This window comes from Paenibacillus hunanensis (assembly GCF_014645615.1).
GTDB classification, from domain to species: domain Bacteria; phylum Bacillota; class Bacilli; order Paenibacillales; family Paenibacillaceae; genus Saccharibacillus; species Saccharibacillus hunanensis.
This window is the reverse complement of sequence record NZ_BMMB01000007.1, coordinates 335,946-354,201: the sequence shown is the minus strand read 5'-3', so window position 1 is coordinate 354,201 and position 18,256 is coordinate 335,946. Positions and strand designations below refer to the sequence as shown.

At 46.7% G+C, this 18,256-nt stretch carries 12 protein-coding genes; 7 read left to right on the top strand and 5 right to left on the bottom strand.

All coding sequences use genetic code 11. The features are described from left to right. Positions 1–166: 166 nt before the first annotated feature. From IEX62_RS17080 to IEX62_RS17065, 4 genes are all read left to right on the top strand, one after another. Positions 167–1,432 (top strand): M20 metallopeptidase family protein, encoded by a 1,266-nt coding sequence (locus tag IEX62_RS17080; protein ID WP_188776739.1) that lies wholly within the window; start codon positions 167–169, stop codon positions 1,430–1,432. Continuing rightward, positions 1,413–3,071: an ABC transporter substrate-binding protein gene (locus tag IEX62_RS17075; protein ID WP_188776738.1), complete on the top strand. Its 1,659-nt coding sequence runs from the start codon at positions 1,413–1,415 to the stop codon at positions 3,069–3,071. Before IEX62_RS17080 ends, IEX62_RS17075 begins: the two co-directional genes overlap by 20 nt. 2 nt (positions 3,072–3,073) lie before the next feature. Beyond that, positions 3,074–4,000: an ABC transporter permease gene (locus IEX62_RS17070; RefSeq protein WP_188776737.1), complete on the top strand. Its 927-nt coding sequence runs from the start codon at positions 3,074–3,076 to the stop codon at positions 3,998–4,000. Between the two features lie 86 nt (positions 4,001–4,086). Beyond that, positions 4,087–4,998 (top strand): ABC transporter permease, encoded by a 912-nt coding sequence (locus IEX62_RS17065; protein ID WP_188776736.1) that lies wholly within the window; start codon positions 4,087–4,089, stop codon positions 4,996–4,998. Positions 4,999–5,177: 179 nt separating this feature from the next. Here IEX62_RS17065 and IEX62_RS17060 read toward each other — a convergent pair whose 3' ends face one another. Then, entirely contained in the window at positions 5,178–5,474 is a 297-nt protein-coding gene (locus tag IEX62_RS17060) for a HesB/YadR/YfhF family protein (RefSeq protein ID WP_188776820.1), read from the bottom strand. 800 nt (positions 5,475–6,274) lie between these two features. Here IEX62_RS17060 and IEX62_RS17055 point away from each other — a divergent pair. Beyond that, the gene (locus IEX62_RS17055; RefSeq protein ID WP_188776735.1) at positions 6,275–8,029 is read left to right on the top strand and encodes an ABC transporter ATP-binding protein; all 1,755 of its coding nucleotides are present in this window, start codon (positions 6,275–6,277) and stop codon (positions 8,027–8,029) included. Between the two features lie 32 nt (positions 8,030–8,061). Then, on the top strand, positions 8,062–10,173 hold the full coding sequence (locus tag IEX62_RS17050) for an ABC transporter ATP-binding protein (protein ID WP_188776819.1): 2,112 nt from the start codon (positions 8,062–8,064) through the stop codon (positions 10,171–10,173). Between the two features lie 570 nt (positions 10,174–10,743). On the opposite strand, the gene IEX62_RS17045 is transcribed toward IEX62_RS17050, so the two are convergent. Further along, entirely contained in the window at positions 10,744–12,015 is a 1,272-nt protein-coding gene (locus IEX62_RS17045; RefSeq protein ID WP_188776734.1) for a methyl-accepting chemotaxis protein, read from the bottom strand. A gap of 386 nt (positions 12,016–12,401) precedes the next feature. On the opposite strand from IEX62_RS17045, the gene IEX62_RS17040 reads away from it, so the two are divergent. Next, positions 12,402–13,601, top strand: coding sequence for an AI-2E family transporter (locus IEX62_RS17040; RefSeq protein ID WP_188776733.1), 1,200 nt, complete (start codon positions 12,402–12,404; stop codon positions 13,599–13,601). 329 nt (positions 13,602–13,930) lie between these two features. Here IEX62_RS17040 and IEX62_RS17035 read toward each other — a convergent pair whose 3' ends face one another. The 3 genes from IEX62_RS17035 to IEX62_RS17025 all read right to left on the bottom strand — a co-directional run bounded on the left by IEX62_RS17035 (position 13,931) and on the right by IEX62_RS17025 (position 18,110). After that, entirely contained in the window at positions 13,931–14,857 is a 927-nt protein-coding gene (locus IEX62_RS17035; RefSeq protein WP_188776732.1) for an S-layer homology domain-containing protein, read from the bottom strand. Positions 14,858–14,992: 135 nt separating this feature from the next. Next, positions 14,993–16,711, bottom strand: a complete 1,719-nt coding sequence (gene argS / locus IEX62_RS17030; protein ID WP_188776731.1) for an arginine--tRNA ligase — start codon at positions 16,709–16,711, stop codon at positions 14,993–14,995. A gap of 1,051 nt (positions 16,712–17,762) precedes the next feature. Further along, positions 17,763–18,110, bottom strand: coding sequence for a four-helix bundle copper-binding protein (locus IEX62_RS17025; RefSeq protein WP_188776730.1), 348 nt, complete (start codon positions 18,108–18,110; stop codon positions 17,763–17,765). Positions 18,111–18,256 lie beyond the last annotated feature (146 nt).

The window sequence follows — 18,256 nt, the reverse complement described above, 5'->3', positions numbered from 1 at the left end:
AATAATCAGCGTCTGCGCTTATGCTATTGATATATTTTATAAGCAAATCGATCTTATCTATTAGTAAACGCATTGACGCTACTGCATGTACATCATACATTTAATGGCATAATTCATATTTATTCGATAGGAATTAAATGAATAATTCAGATCTGAGGGGAAGCTTATGCTAGATCATTTATCGTTTGCGACACATGCATGGACGGATACGCTGGAAAGTGATCTGTCGCGCATTCGTCGTCACCTGCATCGTTATCCGGAATTGATGTTTGACGTTGATCAAACGATGAGTTTAATTGCTGGCTTATTACGCAAATGGGATATCGAATTGCATGAGCAGGTAGGACGTCATTTTCATAAAGGGGTGATCGGTATTTTACGCGGATCACAGCCAGGGCCTGTTGTTCTGCTGCGTGCCGATGTGGATGCACTGCCTATTCATGAGCAAAATACAGCCGCTTATGCATCGACTCGCGAAGGAATCATGCATGCCTGTGGTCATGATGCGCATACAGCGATGCTGCTTGGCGCCGCCAGGGTACTGGCAGCGGAACGCGAGCAGCTTTATGGAACGATCATTTTTGCTTTTCAACCAGCAGAAGAAGGCGCGCAGCCTTCACCACTCGATGGACGATTGATTAGCGGTGGTCGCGATCTGATCGAGGACGGCCTATTAGAGCATGTTGATCAGGTGTTTGCACTGCATGTATGGCCGCAATTGGAAACCGGACAGCTCGGTATTCATAACGATGTGGCGATGGCAGCGTCGAGTCATTTTACCATTACCTTTCATGGTACACCCGGTCATCATAGCACGCCCCATCTGGCTTCAGACAGTATTATGATGGCGGCACGCTTTATTAACGATATCAAGCTGTTTATGGCAACTCAGATTGATCCGCTGGAAGCAAACGTACTGTCATTTGGCACATTGCACGCTGGCACTGTAAAAAATGCTATTGCTGGCAAAAGTGAGCTGACCGGCACCTTCCGCTCCTTGCATCCACAAACGGTAGAACGTATCACATCCGCTATCCAGCTTTATGCGGAACAGATTGCCGCGCAGCATGGTGGAACCGCCGAGATTGTACAGCGCACAGGCACCGTGCTGCGTAATGACCCGATTGTCGTAGAGCAAGTGAAGGCAGCGGCAGCAGAAGTATTCGGTTTAAGCGGTATTCAGCCATTAGAGCCCGTGCTGGCAGGTGAAGACTTTGCTCTGTATACGCAGCAGCGCCCCGGAGCCTTTGCTTTTATTGGCTGTCGTGCACCGGAGCAACAGGAGGTTTATCCACTTCATCATCCACGCTTTGATATTGATGAAAATGTATTGCTGCTGGGCACACGCCTGCATGTGCAGTTTGCCCGAAGAGCGTTATCCTCTATCTCTGGTCAACGAAAGGATGAATCCGATGCGTCATTCCGTGCCTAAAAGAGTTCCATATTATACCCGCAGCAGCCTGTGGATCAGCTTGCTTGCAATTGTATTGATTTTATCCGGTTGTGGCTCCAGTGCAGGCACTGGTACCGAATCTGTACAGGCTGCGAATGGTGGAACCGGCGGTACGCTCACCTATGCGCTGGCGACCACGCCAGATACGCTTGATCCCCAGCGCAGTGGCTGGGCTGTATCAGTACGTGTATTTGGCAATATTTATGACAATCTGGTTGTCCAGGATCAAGACGGCAAAATCAAGCCCTGGCTGGCAAAAAGCTGGACAACCTCCACAGATGGATTGAGCTATACATTCAAGCTGCGCAAAGACGTCACCTTCCATGATGGCACCCCATTCAATGCAGAAGCTGTCAAATTCAATCTGGATCGCATTATCAATCCAGCAACCAAGGCAGCGAATGCACTCGCGCTCATACAACCCTATCAATCATCCAATGTGATTGACGAATATACGATCAAAGTTAATCTGTCGCGTCCATCGGAGGCATTCCTTGCCAATCTAAGCCAGTCGATGCTGGGCATCATCTCTCCTACCGCAGCCAAAAAATACGGCGAGCAGTTTGGACAGCATCCTGTCGGCACAGGCCCATTTGAATTTGTGAGCTGGGAAGACAATGCCAGTATCAAGCTGAAGCGTAATGATCACTATGCATGGGGACCCGAAACAGTGGACAATACGAAGGCACCTCAACTGGATGGAATTACATTTTCCATTATTCCAGAGGAAGCTACGCGTGTTGGCAGTGTACAGAGTAAACAGGTGCTAGCCGCTGAAACCGTCCCTCCGCAAAATATACTCGGACTGCAAAACAGTCCAGACCAGCAATTGCTGCAAACCGATACACCGGGCTTACCTTATACGCTTTTTATTAATCAACGCAATGCTCCGTGGAACGAGTTAAAAGCACGGCAGGCACTGCAATCCGCTATCGATGTCGGCGCCATTGTCAAAACGCTGTATCTCGGAACCTACAAACAAGCCTGGTCTGCCCTCACTCCGAGTATTCTAGGCTATGATGCATCACTGGAAAATAAAATCCAGCCCAATGTAGAGCGAGCCAATCAGCTACTGGATGAATTGGGCTGGACACGCGGTGCAGATGGCATTCGGGTGAAGGATGGCAAACGGCTAGTACTACGATATGTTGATAGCTCACCTAATCGTGAAAAGCGCAATGATATTGCCGCTATGGTACAGCAGCAATTAAAAGCTGTCGGTATCGAGGTACAGGTGAATATTACGAAAGATATCGCTACCGTCGTCTTTCAAAATAAGGCATATGATCTGTATGGAAATAGTCAGGTGAATGCCGATCCCAATGCATTATCTTCCTTCTATCACACGCCGGCTGCTGGTGCACGCGAAACGCTGACAGGCTACTCTGATCCGCAGCTTGATACATGGCTGGAGGAAGGCGCTGTGACCAAAGATTCTAGCAAACGCGAACAGATCTATCGTCAAATTCAGGAGCGGATTAGCGACCAAGCGCTCATTATTCCGGTGTATATTTTCCCGTATACCGTGGTCGCTTCCAAAAGTGTGCACGGTCTACACTTTAACTATCTGGGATATCCGGTCTTCAATGATGTGACATTAACAGGAACAGGAGGATGACTATGCTTCGTCTGGCAGGAATCCGTATCATCTCGTCCTTACTGGTCGTGCTGGGATCATTGATACTCGTATTTGCTATCTTTTATCTACTGCCGGGCGATCCGGTGTTGTCCATGATTGATCCAACGTATGCTACCGCGGAAATGATTCAAAATTTGCGGGTACAGCTAGGGCTGGATCAACCCTTTTACATTCAATTCTGGCACTATCTGAGTGGTATATTACGTGGCGATTTTGGCGTATCGATGCTGAATTCAGAGCCTGTATTGCCTAAAATTCTAGCTCATTTTCCCGCAACACTCATGCTTACGCTAACGAGCACGCTGATCGCCGCAGTTATTGGAGTTATACTCGGTGTGCTGTCCGCTGTACATCGTAATGGGTGGATTGACGTTCTGGCTCGCATCATCGGATTGTTCGGTATTTCGATGCCAACCTTCTGGTCAGGCATTCTGTTGATCCTCATCTTCTCTATTCAGCTCGGCTGGTTTCCAGCAATGGGCTCAGATGGCTGGCAGACACTCGTACTTCCCTCCATTGCACTCGGTATCGTGGGTGCTGGCTTTATTATTCGGATGGTGCGAACGAGCATGCTGGAAGTGATTCATGAACCATTTATTACAACCCTTCGTGCTAAAGGCATTAGTGAACGGGTGATCATGTATCGCCATGCGTTACGCAACGCATTAATTCCAGTCGTTACAGTTGTCGGGATGCAGCTTGGTGAAATGCTGGCAGGTACAGTCGTTATTGAGACGGTCTTTTCCAGACAGGGCATCGGGCGTATTCTTGCCGATGCGATTATGGGACGGGATATTCCAGTTGTGCAGGGTGTCGTCTTTTTCACAGCGATTGTATATGTGTTGATTAATCTGATTGTGGATCTATCGTATGCCTATATCGATCCGCGCATCCGCCGCTCTACTTGAATGATATAGCGAATGTCTTATTAGCAGCATAAGTTCAACTATAGACCGATATACGACCAATCGTATCCACAATAGGAGGATTGCAGATGAAAGCTCTATTCGGTATAGCTACCGTGAATCGGCGAGATGCTGCAAATCATGCTCTACAAGCCGAAAGTCAGGGCTGGAAAAAGCAAAAGCGACAGCAATGGTTCAGCCTGCTGTTGGCTGGACTTGCCTCGGCACTCGTTGCGTTACTGATCGTATTTGCGTTAGTTCCACAATGGATTGCGCCCTATTCGCCTACCGCCATGATGACAGATCGTATTTTGCAGCCGCCTGGAACTGCCAACTGGCTCGGAACGGACTATTTTGGTCGCGATATATTAAGTCTGGTTATCTATGGTACAAGAGTCTCACTATTAATCGGCTTCAGCTCTGTTCTTGCTGGCGTACTTGCTGGTGGTATACTGGGCGCACTGGCAGGCTATGCAGGGGGTTGGACAGATACGATTATTATGCGCATGATGGATATTTTGATGACGATTCCGGGTGTATTGCTCGCACTTGCTATTGCCGCAGCATTAGGCCCTGGTCTGCCTAATATTGTGCTAGCGATTGCAGCTGCTTCCATCCCTGGCTATGCACGAGTCATGCGTGGTGGGATTGTTGGGCTTCGCACACGAGGTTATATTGAGTCAGCACGTGCGCTTGGTGCTTCTAACTGGCATGTCATTCGTCGCCATATTTTACCGAATGCCGTATCTCCTGTGCTAGTAATGGCAACGATCGGTCTGGGTAGTTCCATTTTGACCGGAGCCGGGCTGAGCTTTCTTGGTCTGGGAACGGTGAGTGAGATTCCTGATTGGGGAGCCCTGCTATCACAGGGACGTGGCTACTTGACGGTTGCATGGTGGATATGTACATTTCCAGGGTTAGCCATTACTAGCTTTGTCCTCGCCGTTAATCTGATTGGGGATGAGCTACGCGATCGATTAGATCCACGTGTCGGAGCCTAATAGCGACTTTTTATGAGAAACGATGGTCGATGCCCATATCCTCGCCGCATCTGTATGCCTATATTAAAATCACAAAACAAAAGCGGTATGCACCTCATGTGCACACCGCTCTTCATCGTTTAGCTACCTGCTTATCGTTCATACTAGCTTATCTTTCATGCTCGCTTACGTTCGATCGCTTATGATTCTGGAATGTAGGCGTAACGGATGTCATCCTCATGATCCATATACTCTACATTCAATCGATAGCCGTTCAAATACCACATATCCTGAGATTCCATATAGAACTGGATCCCTTCTGCCTGCTGCTGAAGTGCCGGACTGATTGGCTGCTCTACCGAAATACCGAGCGAAAAGCCCGGATGAATATCGCTATTACTACTGTAGCGGGCGTAAAAGCGAATCGCATCGCCCTCCTTCAGATCAAGCTCCTTTTTATACCAGCGTGCCGCTTCATCGGAAACTGCAATGGACATCATTGATCCCGCCTTTCTTTAAGTTTAATTCATTTCATGCATAGAACTGTAATACAATAGGTTGTGAAATGTACCCATGTAAAGGTCTTGGTATCCTATACCCTTAACATGCAATTATTATATCATGCTTGCAAGATATTCGTCACAGCTTCATGCAAGCTTAATTGTTGCAACATGACATGTCAGTGTATATTCAGCCTGAAAGTGACTACGTTTCGTTATCCGCAGTTTCACTTGACATAACTACAGTATATGAAGTTCGTTATGTAAACTTTTTTAACTCCATACGGAAAAATAGAATTCATGATATCTAAAATTTGTTACAAAATCGACAAGTTTTTGATTGACAACGTAAAAAACGCAGTGCTACAATCAGACACAGGCAAGTGATAATTTTCAAATTATTGCCATCTGCCACTATTCCAAGAAGAAAGGGTGAACTCCATGCGTCCACTGATGATCGTACATAACCTTGATATGACTTTCGATATGAATTTTGATTCGATGGGACAACTTAACAATGGAGCAACCCGGCAGATGGATATCCTTCTTCAAGGTGATTGGTACGCCTGACTACACCTTACAAGTATCCACTGGAGATTATTCGCGCGGTTGCCCACAACCGTGCGCTCATATGACGTCCAAGTATTAGGACACGTCGTCTGCTTATGCACACGACGTGTCTTTTTTTGGTTGCTGCATGTGGAAGGATGCCAGAATAGCAAGTTTGGAACAGCATGTCGAAGCAATGAGAGGTAACATGGTGCAGATGACATTTGCACCGGAAAGGTAGTGATACTATGTTCGCTGTTTTAAAAAATCTCGGCTGGTTTTTTCGCCGGGAACGAAAGAGGTATTTGATCGGGATTATTATGCTGGCGGTGGTTGGCGTGATCGAACTCGTTCCGCCCAAGCTGCTTGGAGAAGCGATTGACCAGATTTCTGGAGGCACGATTACGTACCAATCGCTGTTTTATTACTCTGGAACGATCGTATTGACGGTGGTACTCATCTATGCGATCACCTATGTCTGGATGCATAGCCTGTTTGGTGGCTCCAATCTGGTCGAACGACTGCTACGTACACGTTTTATGGCGCATCTGCTACGCATGACACCGCCATTTTTCGAGCGTAGTCGTACAGGGGATCTGATGGCAAGAGCGACTAACGATCTTCGCTCTGTTGCACAGACGGTTGGATTCGGAATGCTGACCTTGACCGACTCCACAGTTTATCTGCTGACCGTCCTGATGGCGATGGGCTTTCTGATTAGCTGGAAGCTGACGCTGGCTGCTATTTTACCATTGCCCTTTATCGCCCTGTCGATGGCAATTTACGGTAAAGTCATTCACTCGCGCTATACACTGGCACAGGATGCTTTCGGTGATATGAATGACCAGGTGCTGGAATCGATCGCTGGTGTGCGTGTTATTCGCGCTTATGTACAGGAGCGTCAGGATGAGAAACGATTCGAGCATATTACGAATGATGTATATCGTAAAAATCTGGCGGTAGCTATGGTGGATGGATTGTTCGAGCCAACAATTCGATTGTTCGTTGGACTGAGCTACATTATCGGTCTCGGCTACGGAATCTATCTCGTATTTAATAATGAACTGACACTCGGTAATCTGGTGTCCTTTAACATCTATCTGGGCATGATGATCTGGCCAATGTTCGCTATTGGCGAATTGATCAATATTATGCAGCGTGGTAATGCATCGCTGGATCGTGTTAATGAAACACTCGCGGTGAAGCCGGATGTGGAAGATATCGATGAGCCATTCCCGGTGAAGCGCCCGGATCGCATTGAATTTAAAGATGTGGTGTTCCGGTATCCAACTTCTACAGTGGATAATTTACAGCAGGTTTCACTTCGCATCAAAGCAGGCGAAACGCTGGGTGTTGTCGGTCGAACCGGTAGTGGTAAGTCCACGCTGCTCAAGCAATTACTCCATGAGTACCCAGCAGGCAGTGGCACACTGAGCATCAATAGCGTACCGATCCAGCATATTGCAAAGGATCAGCTACATAGCTGGCTTGGATATGTACCCCAGGAGCAAATATTGTTCTCGCGTAGTGTACGGAACAATATTCGCTTTGGTAAATCGGATGCTACGGATGAAGAGGTGATGACAGCAATTCGTACCGCTGCCTTCGATAATGATCTGCATACCTTCCCCGAAGGTCTGGACACGGTCGTGGGTGAGCGCGGGGTTGCTCTCTCCGGTGGACAAAAGCAGCGTGTTTCTCTAGCACGCGCCTTTATCTCTAACCCGGAAATTCTGATTCTGGATGATGCATTATCCGCAGTCGATGCTAGAACAGAAGCACGTATTATTGAAAATATCCGCAGCGAGCGTTCAGGTAAAACGACGCTGATCGCGACTCACCGCTTATCTGCGGTTGAGCATGCTGACCATATCGTCGTACTGGACAAAGGACGAATTATAGAAGAGGGAACACATGCCGAGCTGCTACAAGCCGACGGCTGGTACCGCGAGCAATATGAGCGGCAGCAGGTTTCGGATTCTCTTGATGAGGAGGTGTCTTAATCGTGGAGACACAGGATTTGAATGAACAGCCGATGACACGGCTGGATAATAAGACGATTACGAAGCGATTGTATCAATACGCTTTACGCGCCAAAAAGACATTTATCGTTGCGCTGATCATGCTCGTCATTGGCGTCGGCGCCGAGCTGGCTGGCCCATTTATCGCTAAAAACATTATTGATAATCATATGTTTGCTATTGAGCAGCCTTTTTACGAAACGACTGCTAGCGATACGAATGCGGCTGCCTATAATGGAAAGTTCTATAAGCGTGAAGGCTTGTGGGCAGAAGGTGCTACCAAAGGTACCGAGGCTCATGTCCTGCAAAGTGGAGCCAGCTTCTATTTTGTAGAAGGGCCAATGCAGACGACAACAGGTGAAAAAACATATGCCAACGGTAAGCTGACGATCAGCAGCCCGCAGGGTGAGCAGGCTGTCTACAACGCCGTTCCGCTATCCGCTGGTGAATTGTTTTCCTTTTATAAACCAGAGCTGCCGAGTATTTATAAGCTGATCGGTCTCTACTTTATCTTTTTGATCATCTCGATCATTACAGAGTTTGGTAAAACGTACTGGCTGCAATCCTCTGCCAATAAGGTCATTCAGCAGCTGCGTATCGATCTATACGCTCATATCCAGCGCTTGCCTGTGCCGTTCTTCGATAATCTGCCCGCAGGTAAAGTCGTATCACGGGTAACGAATGATACGGAAGCAGTAAAAGACCTGTTTGTTGCGGTTCTGGCTAACTTTAGCTCAGGTACGGTCTATATGCTCGGCGTGTATGTGGCGCTGTTCATTCTCGATTTCCGACTTGGACTTGTCTGTCTATTCCTTGTACCGGTACTGATCGCATGGGTTATGATCTATCGCAAAATTGCAACCAAGTACAACAAAATTATCCGTTCTCGTCTGAGTGAGATTAATGCGATCATCAATGAATCGATTCAAGGGATGTCGATCATTCGCATCTTCCGTAAGCAAAAGCAGACACAGGATGAATTTGAACAGTTAAACAATGACTATCTGTTTTATCAAAACAAAATGCTGCGTCTGAATGCACTGACCTCGCACAATCTGGTCAATGTGCTGCGTAACCTGACACTAGCTATGGTGCTGTGGTACTTTGGTTCGGCTGCACTCGGTGGCTTTGACAGTGCAATCTCGCTCGGTGTGCTGTATGCGTTCGTCGATGTGCTTGGACGTCTGTTCCAGCCGATGACGGGAATGGTGAATCAGCTGGCTGCACTCGATCTGTCGATGGTATCCGCAGGTCGTGTGTTCGAGCTGATGGACGAGGAAGGCGAAGCCGTAACCGATGGCTCGATGCCTCGCTATAAAGGGGATGTACAGTTCAAGGATGTTACATTTGCCTATAAAAAAGACCCTGTACTGAAAAATATCAACTTTGAAGCGCGTCAAGGTCAGACGGTCGCACTTGTCGGTCATACCGGCTCAGGCAAAAGCTCGATCATCAATCTGCTGTTCCGCTTCTATGATCCACAGCAGGGCAAAATTACCATCGATGGTCAAAATGTTCGCGATCTGCCGAAGCAGTGGATTCGCCAGCATATGGGTATCGTCTTGCAGGACCCGTATCTGTTTACCGGTACGATCGCGTCTAATGTCAGTCTGGACAATGAAAAGATTAGCCGCGAACGACTGGAGCAGGCACTGCGCGATGTAGGCGCGGATACCATTCTGGCGGATCTGCCGAAGGGCTTCGATGAGCCTGTGGTGGAAAAAGGAAGTACACTGTCTGCTGGACAGCGTCAATTAATCTCTTTTGCCCGCGCACTTGCCTATGATCCAGCCATTCTAATTCTGGATGAAGCGACAGCCAATATCGATACCGAGACAGAAGCACTGATCCAATCTGCACTCGAAGTGTTAAAACGCGGACGGACTACCTTTATCGTTGCCCACCGTCTCTCCACCATTCGTAGTGCCGATCAGATTCTGGTGCTGCATCGCGGGGAGATCGTTGAACGCGGTACACATGATGAGCTGATGGAGATCGATGGACGCTATCGTCAAATGTATCGCATGCAAACCGGGATTGGCTCGAATGCTGTTCCAGATGGTACAGAGCGTCCCGAGGATCGCGAAGTTCCTGTACCCGCAGGGCTGGTTGGGCGTACGACATAAGGTAGAGATATGAGATGAGACAAATAAGAATGGAGAAACGATAAGGAGCGTTGGGTTGAACCTACCTCCTTTCACTTTTCACTCTTCAGATGAAAATGTACATTACATTAACGTTATAATCAGGGCAATGCAGGATCGGTTTCTGCAGGAGCATATATTTCGGTGTACATGCGTGGTATCGTGGCGCGTGACATCGTTTCATTTCAATTTACCTTTAGACTTAGCAATGGATAAGCTAGATCGAAGACTTTATATCATAGCTCTCGTGCTCCATAATGGGCGAGAGCAAGTATTGCATATCATAATCGTAGCTTTTTTAGAACGACAATAGCTTTTAGCATGTATAGACTGGCAGTTTAATGCTGCCCGTGCAACTACAACAGGTCAGGCATCATAGACGATTGGGATGCTAATTACGAGAATCTTTATTTACTGCCCTGTTTATAGCTCCTGTAGAATGACCTGCGCAAATGAATTGGTGCCAAAACAAACAGACCGTATACACTTCTTATCGTAGCGATATGGCTACGTATAGCTGTGATACGGTCTGTTTTTGAATTGGAATTAGATTCAGGCGGTGAATACCTTCGTTTTTTCTAATAAACGCGAGGTCATGCTGCTCAGCTCATCGGAGGAGGAAGAGATTTCTTCCATGATCGCTGTTTCTTCATGGGTTGCAATCGAGATCTGGCGTGCGCCTTCATGGAATTTATCCGCCATTTCACGAATTTGCTGCACATGCTGGTATGTTAGCTCAACGCGATCCGTTTGCTCGGAGATGGAGCTTTCCATTAATTGTACAGCCGCCATGAACTCATCGACAACGCTTCCAAACTCATTCAATGTACGCTCCACCTTACTTGTATGCTTCGTCTCGCGCTGTACAAGCTCATTTTGATTGTGGATAAGCTCTACGGTGGCATGAATTTGCGTTTGTACCGCGGTGATCAATGATTGAATGCGCTGTGCGGAATCGTTACTTTGCTCGGCCAGTTTACGAATTTCGGAAGCAACGACAGCGAAGCCTGCGCCGTGCTCACCAGCATGAGCCGCTTCAATGGATGCATTCAGAGCCAGTAGATGCGTTTGCTCGGCTAGCTCTTTTACCGTACCGCTAACTGCGCCGATATCGGAAGCCTGATTGTCCAGCAGTCGCACCGTTTGCTCGGCTTGATTTTGCGAAACAGATAAGGTATCCATGCCTGTCTTCAGCGAAGCGAAAATACCGCGTGTGGATTGAACAGAGTTTTCCATCGTACTGGACAGCTCCAGCATATGATGAGACTTATCACGCATCTGCTGAAAGGAACCGAGCATATTTTCCGCAGTTTGCAGCGAGGTTTCCGCAGATTCCTGTTGCCGCTGTACACCCTGATAGATGCCATCGGCAATCGTCGATAACGATTCAATCTGATGTGCTGCTTCATTAATTGCCCCGCTCAAGGAATCAGCATTGCTGGAGGTTGTACTTGTATTACGAGCAATATCGCCAACGATATCTTTAATATTCATTACCATCATCCGAAATGCATCATTCAACACTTTAATCTCATCTTCTTCACGGCGTTCAGGAATATCAACCGTCAGGTCACCAGCAGATACATGCTCGGCAATCTTCGACAGCTGTACAATCGGACGTGTCAAAAAGCGAGAGATCACGAAACCCAGAATACCACTCCATGTAATACCGAGCAGCAATACAATCGATACATACATCCAATCCGCCATACCAGATGCCAGATAAGACTTCAAATAAAAAATAAAGAAAGCGCTTGTACCATACGTAATGATAGACACGGCAATAAAGCTTGCCACCAGCTTAGAACCAAGAGAGAGTTTCATAGTGCACCTCGCAAATCGTGATTTTGGGTAAGGTTGGATTGGAATAAATACAGAAATGTTGGAGATTCTACGAGCTGCTAGCTGCTCATATACACACTATTGTTCATTCACAATCTTATTAATTTAAATTTTATCAAAAAGCTAAACTAATCGTTGTGATGTAAGTCACAGTTTCCAACTTTTTTTAAGCCTTTTGAACTACAATCCAATTTAGCTCTTTTCTCCTCCTTTGTCTACCTATAAATTGCATTTTTGTTAGTAATATTCATAGCTTTACGGTAGTTTACTTGCTCTATCAGTCGCTTACCGCTATGCTAGAAATATCAAGCGAATGGATCACATTATACATCATAGACAATTAGACTTGGAAGGGAATGAAGCCACTCATGGAACGCGCTAGACTATGGAGCGAACGCTTTAAATTATTTTTTCTAAACAATCGCTTCGTTATTTTTTTGCTTGTGTTATTTTTAATTTCGATTAATATTTTTATGCTTTCCAAAATTCCGTATGTGTTCACCCCATTGATCGTACTGGTTAAAACGGTCATTTTGCCGATCATCTTGAGCGGTATTTTATTTTATCTATTCAATCCGCTCGTCGACTTTTTAGAACGGCATAAAGTCAAACGTATTTATTCCATTATTTTGCTCTATATTCTCATTATCGGCGTACTCGTACTTATTATTAGTCTGGTTATTCCGGTCATCAAAAGTCAGATTCTCGAATTGATCGGTAATATTCCAACACTGTATGATCAGGCGACCGTTCAAATTCAAAAATGGCTTGGCAGCGATGTATTCCTCCAAATTCAGCAATCACTGAATGTGAATCCGCAAGAACTACTGAAAACACTCTCTGCTCGCGGCGAAGCATTGTTCAGTAGCGGATTTTCGGGCTTTGCATCTACATTTTCCGGTATTGGTGGTTTCCTCGGTACGTTGACAGAGGTCATCCTGTCGATCGTAACCGTACCTTTCATCCTGTTCTACCTGCTCAAGGATGGCAAAAATTTACCGTCGTACATCCTGCAATTCATTCCGGTTAATCTGCGCGGACAAACCTCCGAAGTGATGTCAGAAATGAATAATAAAATCAGCTCGTATATTCGCGGTCAGATTATCGTTAGCTTTTGCATCGGTATCCTGCTGTATATCGGCTACAATATTATCGGTCTCGATTATGCGCTTGTACTGGCGATTATCGCTTCGTTTACAAGTATCGTGCCTTATCTTGGGCCTGCGATCGCCATTACGCCTGCTCTGGTCGTTGCACTCGTAACCTCGCCAGTCATGCTGCTCAAAATGATCGTTGTATGGACAGTCGTACAGTTGATTGAAGGTAAACTGATTTCTCCACAAATTATGGGTAAATCGCTGAAGGTTCACCCGATCACCATTATCTTTGTTATTTTGACAGCAGGTAATCTGTTCGGCGTAGTAGGTATTCTGCTAGCTGTACCAGGCTATGCGGTACTCAAGGTCGTCATTACGCATCTGTTCGAATGGCTGAAAAAAAGCTCTGATCTGTATGAAACGAAGAAGGTTACGGAGAAGCCAATCGAAGTCGAGCCGAAGAAGGTTTAAATTAACGATTAGAACAGTTTTAGGAGGCATCCATTACAATCCATTGCATATATAATGGTGGAAATGAATCCTACAATTAGTGGTAGTTGGTACATTTATTTTTCTAAATGTATATGTAGTTCTTACCTCTAACTGCTTCAATCTAAAATTTGCATCAAATAAGCGATCTAATTAATAAATCGTCATAAAAAACAGCCCGCTCGAATACGATCGAGGGGCTGTTTTTCTATATCTATTCTTCATCATAGTCATCCATGATGATGTATTCGTTAAATCACTAACTCATCGTCTGGATCATACGGATGCATGATTCATTGCACCAAATTCCATTACTTCGTTGCCAGCTCCGGAGTATAGCCTGCTGGAATAACCGTCTCTACTTTACCTTCGCTAATCACCTGCGGATACATCATACCTGGCTCAGGCTGAGTCATAGAGTAGGAAATGATCGCACGCTTGTCATCGGTCAGCTTCACATTATCGATCTTCAAGCCATAACCCGGGTTAGGCAGTTCGACAGTTAAGGTAACCTTTTGCTTGCCATCCGCAGTACTGGTTACGTTCAGCAGCGGCTCATCCCCCATCTGCGATCCCTCCGATCCGGTAGCTGGTGGTGTTGTCGTATCATCATTTTGATTCGCATGAGCACGATCAATCATCTTCACTGCACTATCTACCCATACCGCAGCGTCCATACGAGTAATGGCTTCCTTCGGCTCAAACTTCTTGCCTACGCTGGAGCGTGGAATCACATTCATATTCACTAGTGTCTGGATCGCATTGGTCGCATCCTTATTGATCTGATCCTGATCCTCAAACACGACAAACATCTTCGTCGCTGGATACTGCCCCGTTGTATTGATCGCTTCATACAGCCACAGTGCAAAGTCCTCTCGATTTACTTCTGCTGATGGCTTAAATGTGGATGGCAACGACAGCTTGTTCGCCTTAGCTGCTTCCACTGCACCAGAATACCACGGCTGGTTTGCCGCTGGAATCACCTGTGCACCATCCTTTTTCAATTCAAATGCTTTGGCAAGAATCTGAATCGCCTGCGCCTGTGTTAATGAACCATTCGGCTTGAACTGCGTAGCGGTCACCCCATTAATAATTCCCTTGTCCTGAAGCGAGCTCACGATCGCTTGATTATCTGCGCCCTTCACATCTGTAAATGCGGCTGCTGCCGCCGAAGCTCCGCCAGCAATGGCACAGGACAACGCCAGTGTTGCTGCAACCTTTTGTTTTGCATTCCACATTGCATATCCCTCCATCTATTATCGAATTTTCAAATGATACGGGCTTACTATATAGTATTTCATTGCCCATGATCACGGTTCTGTATGAACCTTCACTCTATAAACGATTAGGTATACGCAATTGTTGCACGCGATTTACATCTGTTGTGGAGCTGCCATACCAAGCAATTTTAACGTGCGCTCCAGCGTATGCCCGGTCCATTTTGCCAGCGCGAGACGATCTGCTTTTACCCGAGGGTTAGCGTCGACAATCCGATCTCGACTGTACCACTGATTGAATAGCCTTGCCGTCTGTATTGCATAGCGCGCCATCACTGACGGCTCCTGTAGCTGTACCGCACGCGCCAATGCTTCACGATAGCTACCCAGATGACCTAATAGTTCCCATGCGGCATCACTCCACATCTCCGGCATTGGCGCATTGTGCGCTACGATAGGATCATTTACAAAGCCTTCTGCTTTACTCAATATACTGCAAATCCGTGCATGCGCATATTGTACATACGGTCCTGTTTCCCCTTCAAAACTGAGCGCTTCCTCCAGTGAAAAGTCGATCTCGTTCTGACGTGCATTTTTTAGATCGCTAAAAATAATAGCGCCAATCCCAATCTGCTCGGCAACCTGCTGCCGCTGTGGTAAGGCTGGATTCTTCTCCGCAATGATCTGCGCTGCACGTGCTACCGCTTCATCCATGAGTTGCTCTAGCAGCACGACCTTACCTTTACGCGTAGACATCTTTTTACCGTTAATTCGCATCAAGCCAAATGCGACATGGGTGCAATGATCTGCCCACTCATAGCCCATTTTGCGTAGTACAGCAAATACCTGACGAAAATGAAGCGTCTGCTCGCCGCCCACTACATACACCAGCTGATCACCAGCCATCACCTGCCGCCGATAGACCGCAGTAGCCAGATCACGAGTCGGATAGATCGTGGTTCCGTCTGATTTTAAAATCAAGCATGGCGGAAGCTCCAGCTCATCGAGCCGTACAACCTGTGCGCCCTGGCTTTCCTTCAGTAATCCAAGCGTCTTGAGTTGCTCCACAACTGCTGGCATTTTATCATTGTAAAAGCTCTCTCCCAGCACTTCATCGAACTGCACGCCTAGACGCTCATAGATCCCATTTAACTTCTCCATACTGACCTTTACAAAATAGCGCCATAGCTCCAGCGCTTCTTCGTCACCCTGCTCTAGTCGACGGAACCAATCTCGTGCTTCGTCCTCCAGCTCTGGCATCGTCTCTGCTTCCTGGTGAAACTTGATATATACTCGTAAGGCTTCGCCAATCGGATCAGCAGCTGCCTGCTCTGGATTACTCCAACGCAGATGTGCCACAATCTGCTTGCCAAATTGTGTGCCCCAATCACCAATATGATTAACACTAATCGGCTCATGCCCGGCAGCCGCATAGATGCGATACAGTGCCGCTCCAATCACGGTTGAACGCAAATGCCCAACGCCAAATGGCTTCGCGATATTAGGCGATGACATATCGATAATGATGCGCTCCTTCTGCTCCGGCTGGAGCTGTTCGTAATCTGGCAAAGCAATTGCATTCAGCAGCAGTGGTGCATAATGCTGCCGATTCCAGGATAGATTAACATAACCTCCAGTTGCTGCTGCTGTAGCATAAGGCGATGCAGCGGCACCAAGTTGCTCACTTAGCTCCACTGCAATCTGCTGCGGCGCACGGCGCCAGCTTTTCGCCAGTACAAAACAAGGGAAGGCAAGGTCACCCAGCTCAGATGAAGGCGGAACCTCCAGCATAGAGATCACCTGCTCTACGGGTAGCTCCGTTAATGGCTGGAGCCAATTCGCCGCCTGTTGCTTGAGTGAATAGGTAGTAATCATCGTTTATTCCTCCATATTCTTTATTTTTAATCATTAGTGGATCATCGGGTTGGTGCTTATTTTCTAAATAAATAGTTGCTAATACTTCTGAAAAATCAGAACAGATACGAGCCGATCTCAGACTCTTGCCAATAGATAAAATCTTGTTATAGCCTGACGACTGCAAATCGATGCTGCATCATGCTATATGAATGGGCTAGCATACCGATCAGGTCACTCGCATCAAATACAAAAAAGCTCCCGTCATCCGGTATGCTACTGCATACGCGGAGACGAGAGCTATTCATGCTTTCCCGTGGTGCCACTCCATGTACAATTCAAGAATGCGGAGGATGGGGCTTGTCTATGCTTGTACAGCATGATACGGCGAGGGCTTCTTATCATTGCCCTACGTTTCGCATCCGTTCTGTAACTCAGCACAGATATCGTCCAATCCTATTCTTCGAATTGTCACTCATGAACCTGTAACGAAGGTTAGCCGTGTCTGTCTATGCACATTACACCGCAAGCTTTCGGGCTATAATGGGTTGGACAAACCTTCTCCAGGGTGCGCTTCTGCCAGATGTACTGCTGCCGGCTCTCACCCTCCCGGCTCGCTTGAAGCAGACCATTCCAGACATACTCTCCCCTTCATCGAGGTCAAAATTATGTGGTTTAATCACCATGTGACTTACTTCAGAGTGAGTGCATGGATGCCATACTGAATCATACTCACATGAGCTGTCAAAGATATTAAGCTGTATTATACGGTTGCGTTCAGTAGAAAGCAAGCATTTTTCGAGAAGAATAGATGCTATCATTCTAATTGCAACTCCAGAATTGCCATGTATGTATTGCGATCACAGCCTTTGCGATCCAGTCCATTTTAATTCTAATTCCACTCCAACCGCTCGCTCATCCTGGACATTCTCTTCATATTCATTCACGCAAAAAAAGCCATATTCGCTCTTCCACAGGCATTCGCCCTACACGAGCAGGCAGCAACCTGATCGCTGGAAACACGACAATATGGCTTATCTGTTCGAATATAAGAATACAGAAGTAGTGATGATTACACCAGCGCCAGCGAACCTTCAAGCTCACGGCACATTTCTGCACAACGACGGCATGCCTCTAAGCAATCCTGACAATGCGTCTGCTCGTGCTTAGAGCATTCTGCAATGCATGCTTCACATGCTTTTGCACATAGACCCGCAATCTCTGCTGCAAATGCATTACCTTGACTCAGCGCTTGAATCGTAAAAGAGCACACTTCTGCACAATCGCGATTCACACGAATGCAGTCGCATAGTTTTTCCAGATCATACTGCTTCAGGTTGGATACATAGGACAGATTACAAGCATTCATCGCTTCAACACAAGCTTCGATGTAAGGACGGTATTGATGTGGTGTAGACATCGTATAAACAACCTCCAGTATAGTTCAAATTAAGTACCCTGCATGAACGTCCAGCGTATCCTAGGCGCCTGGGTTCAGGCACCGGGTGATTATTGAACTATTACCCGCGACTTACTCCGGTTGAAACTCTGTCGAATACTTGCTGA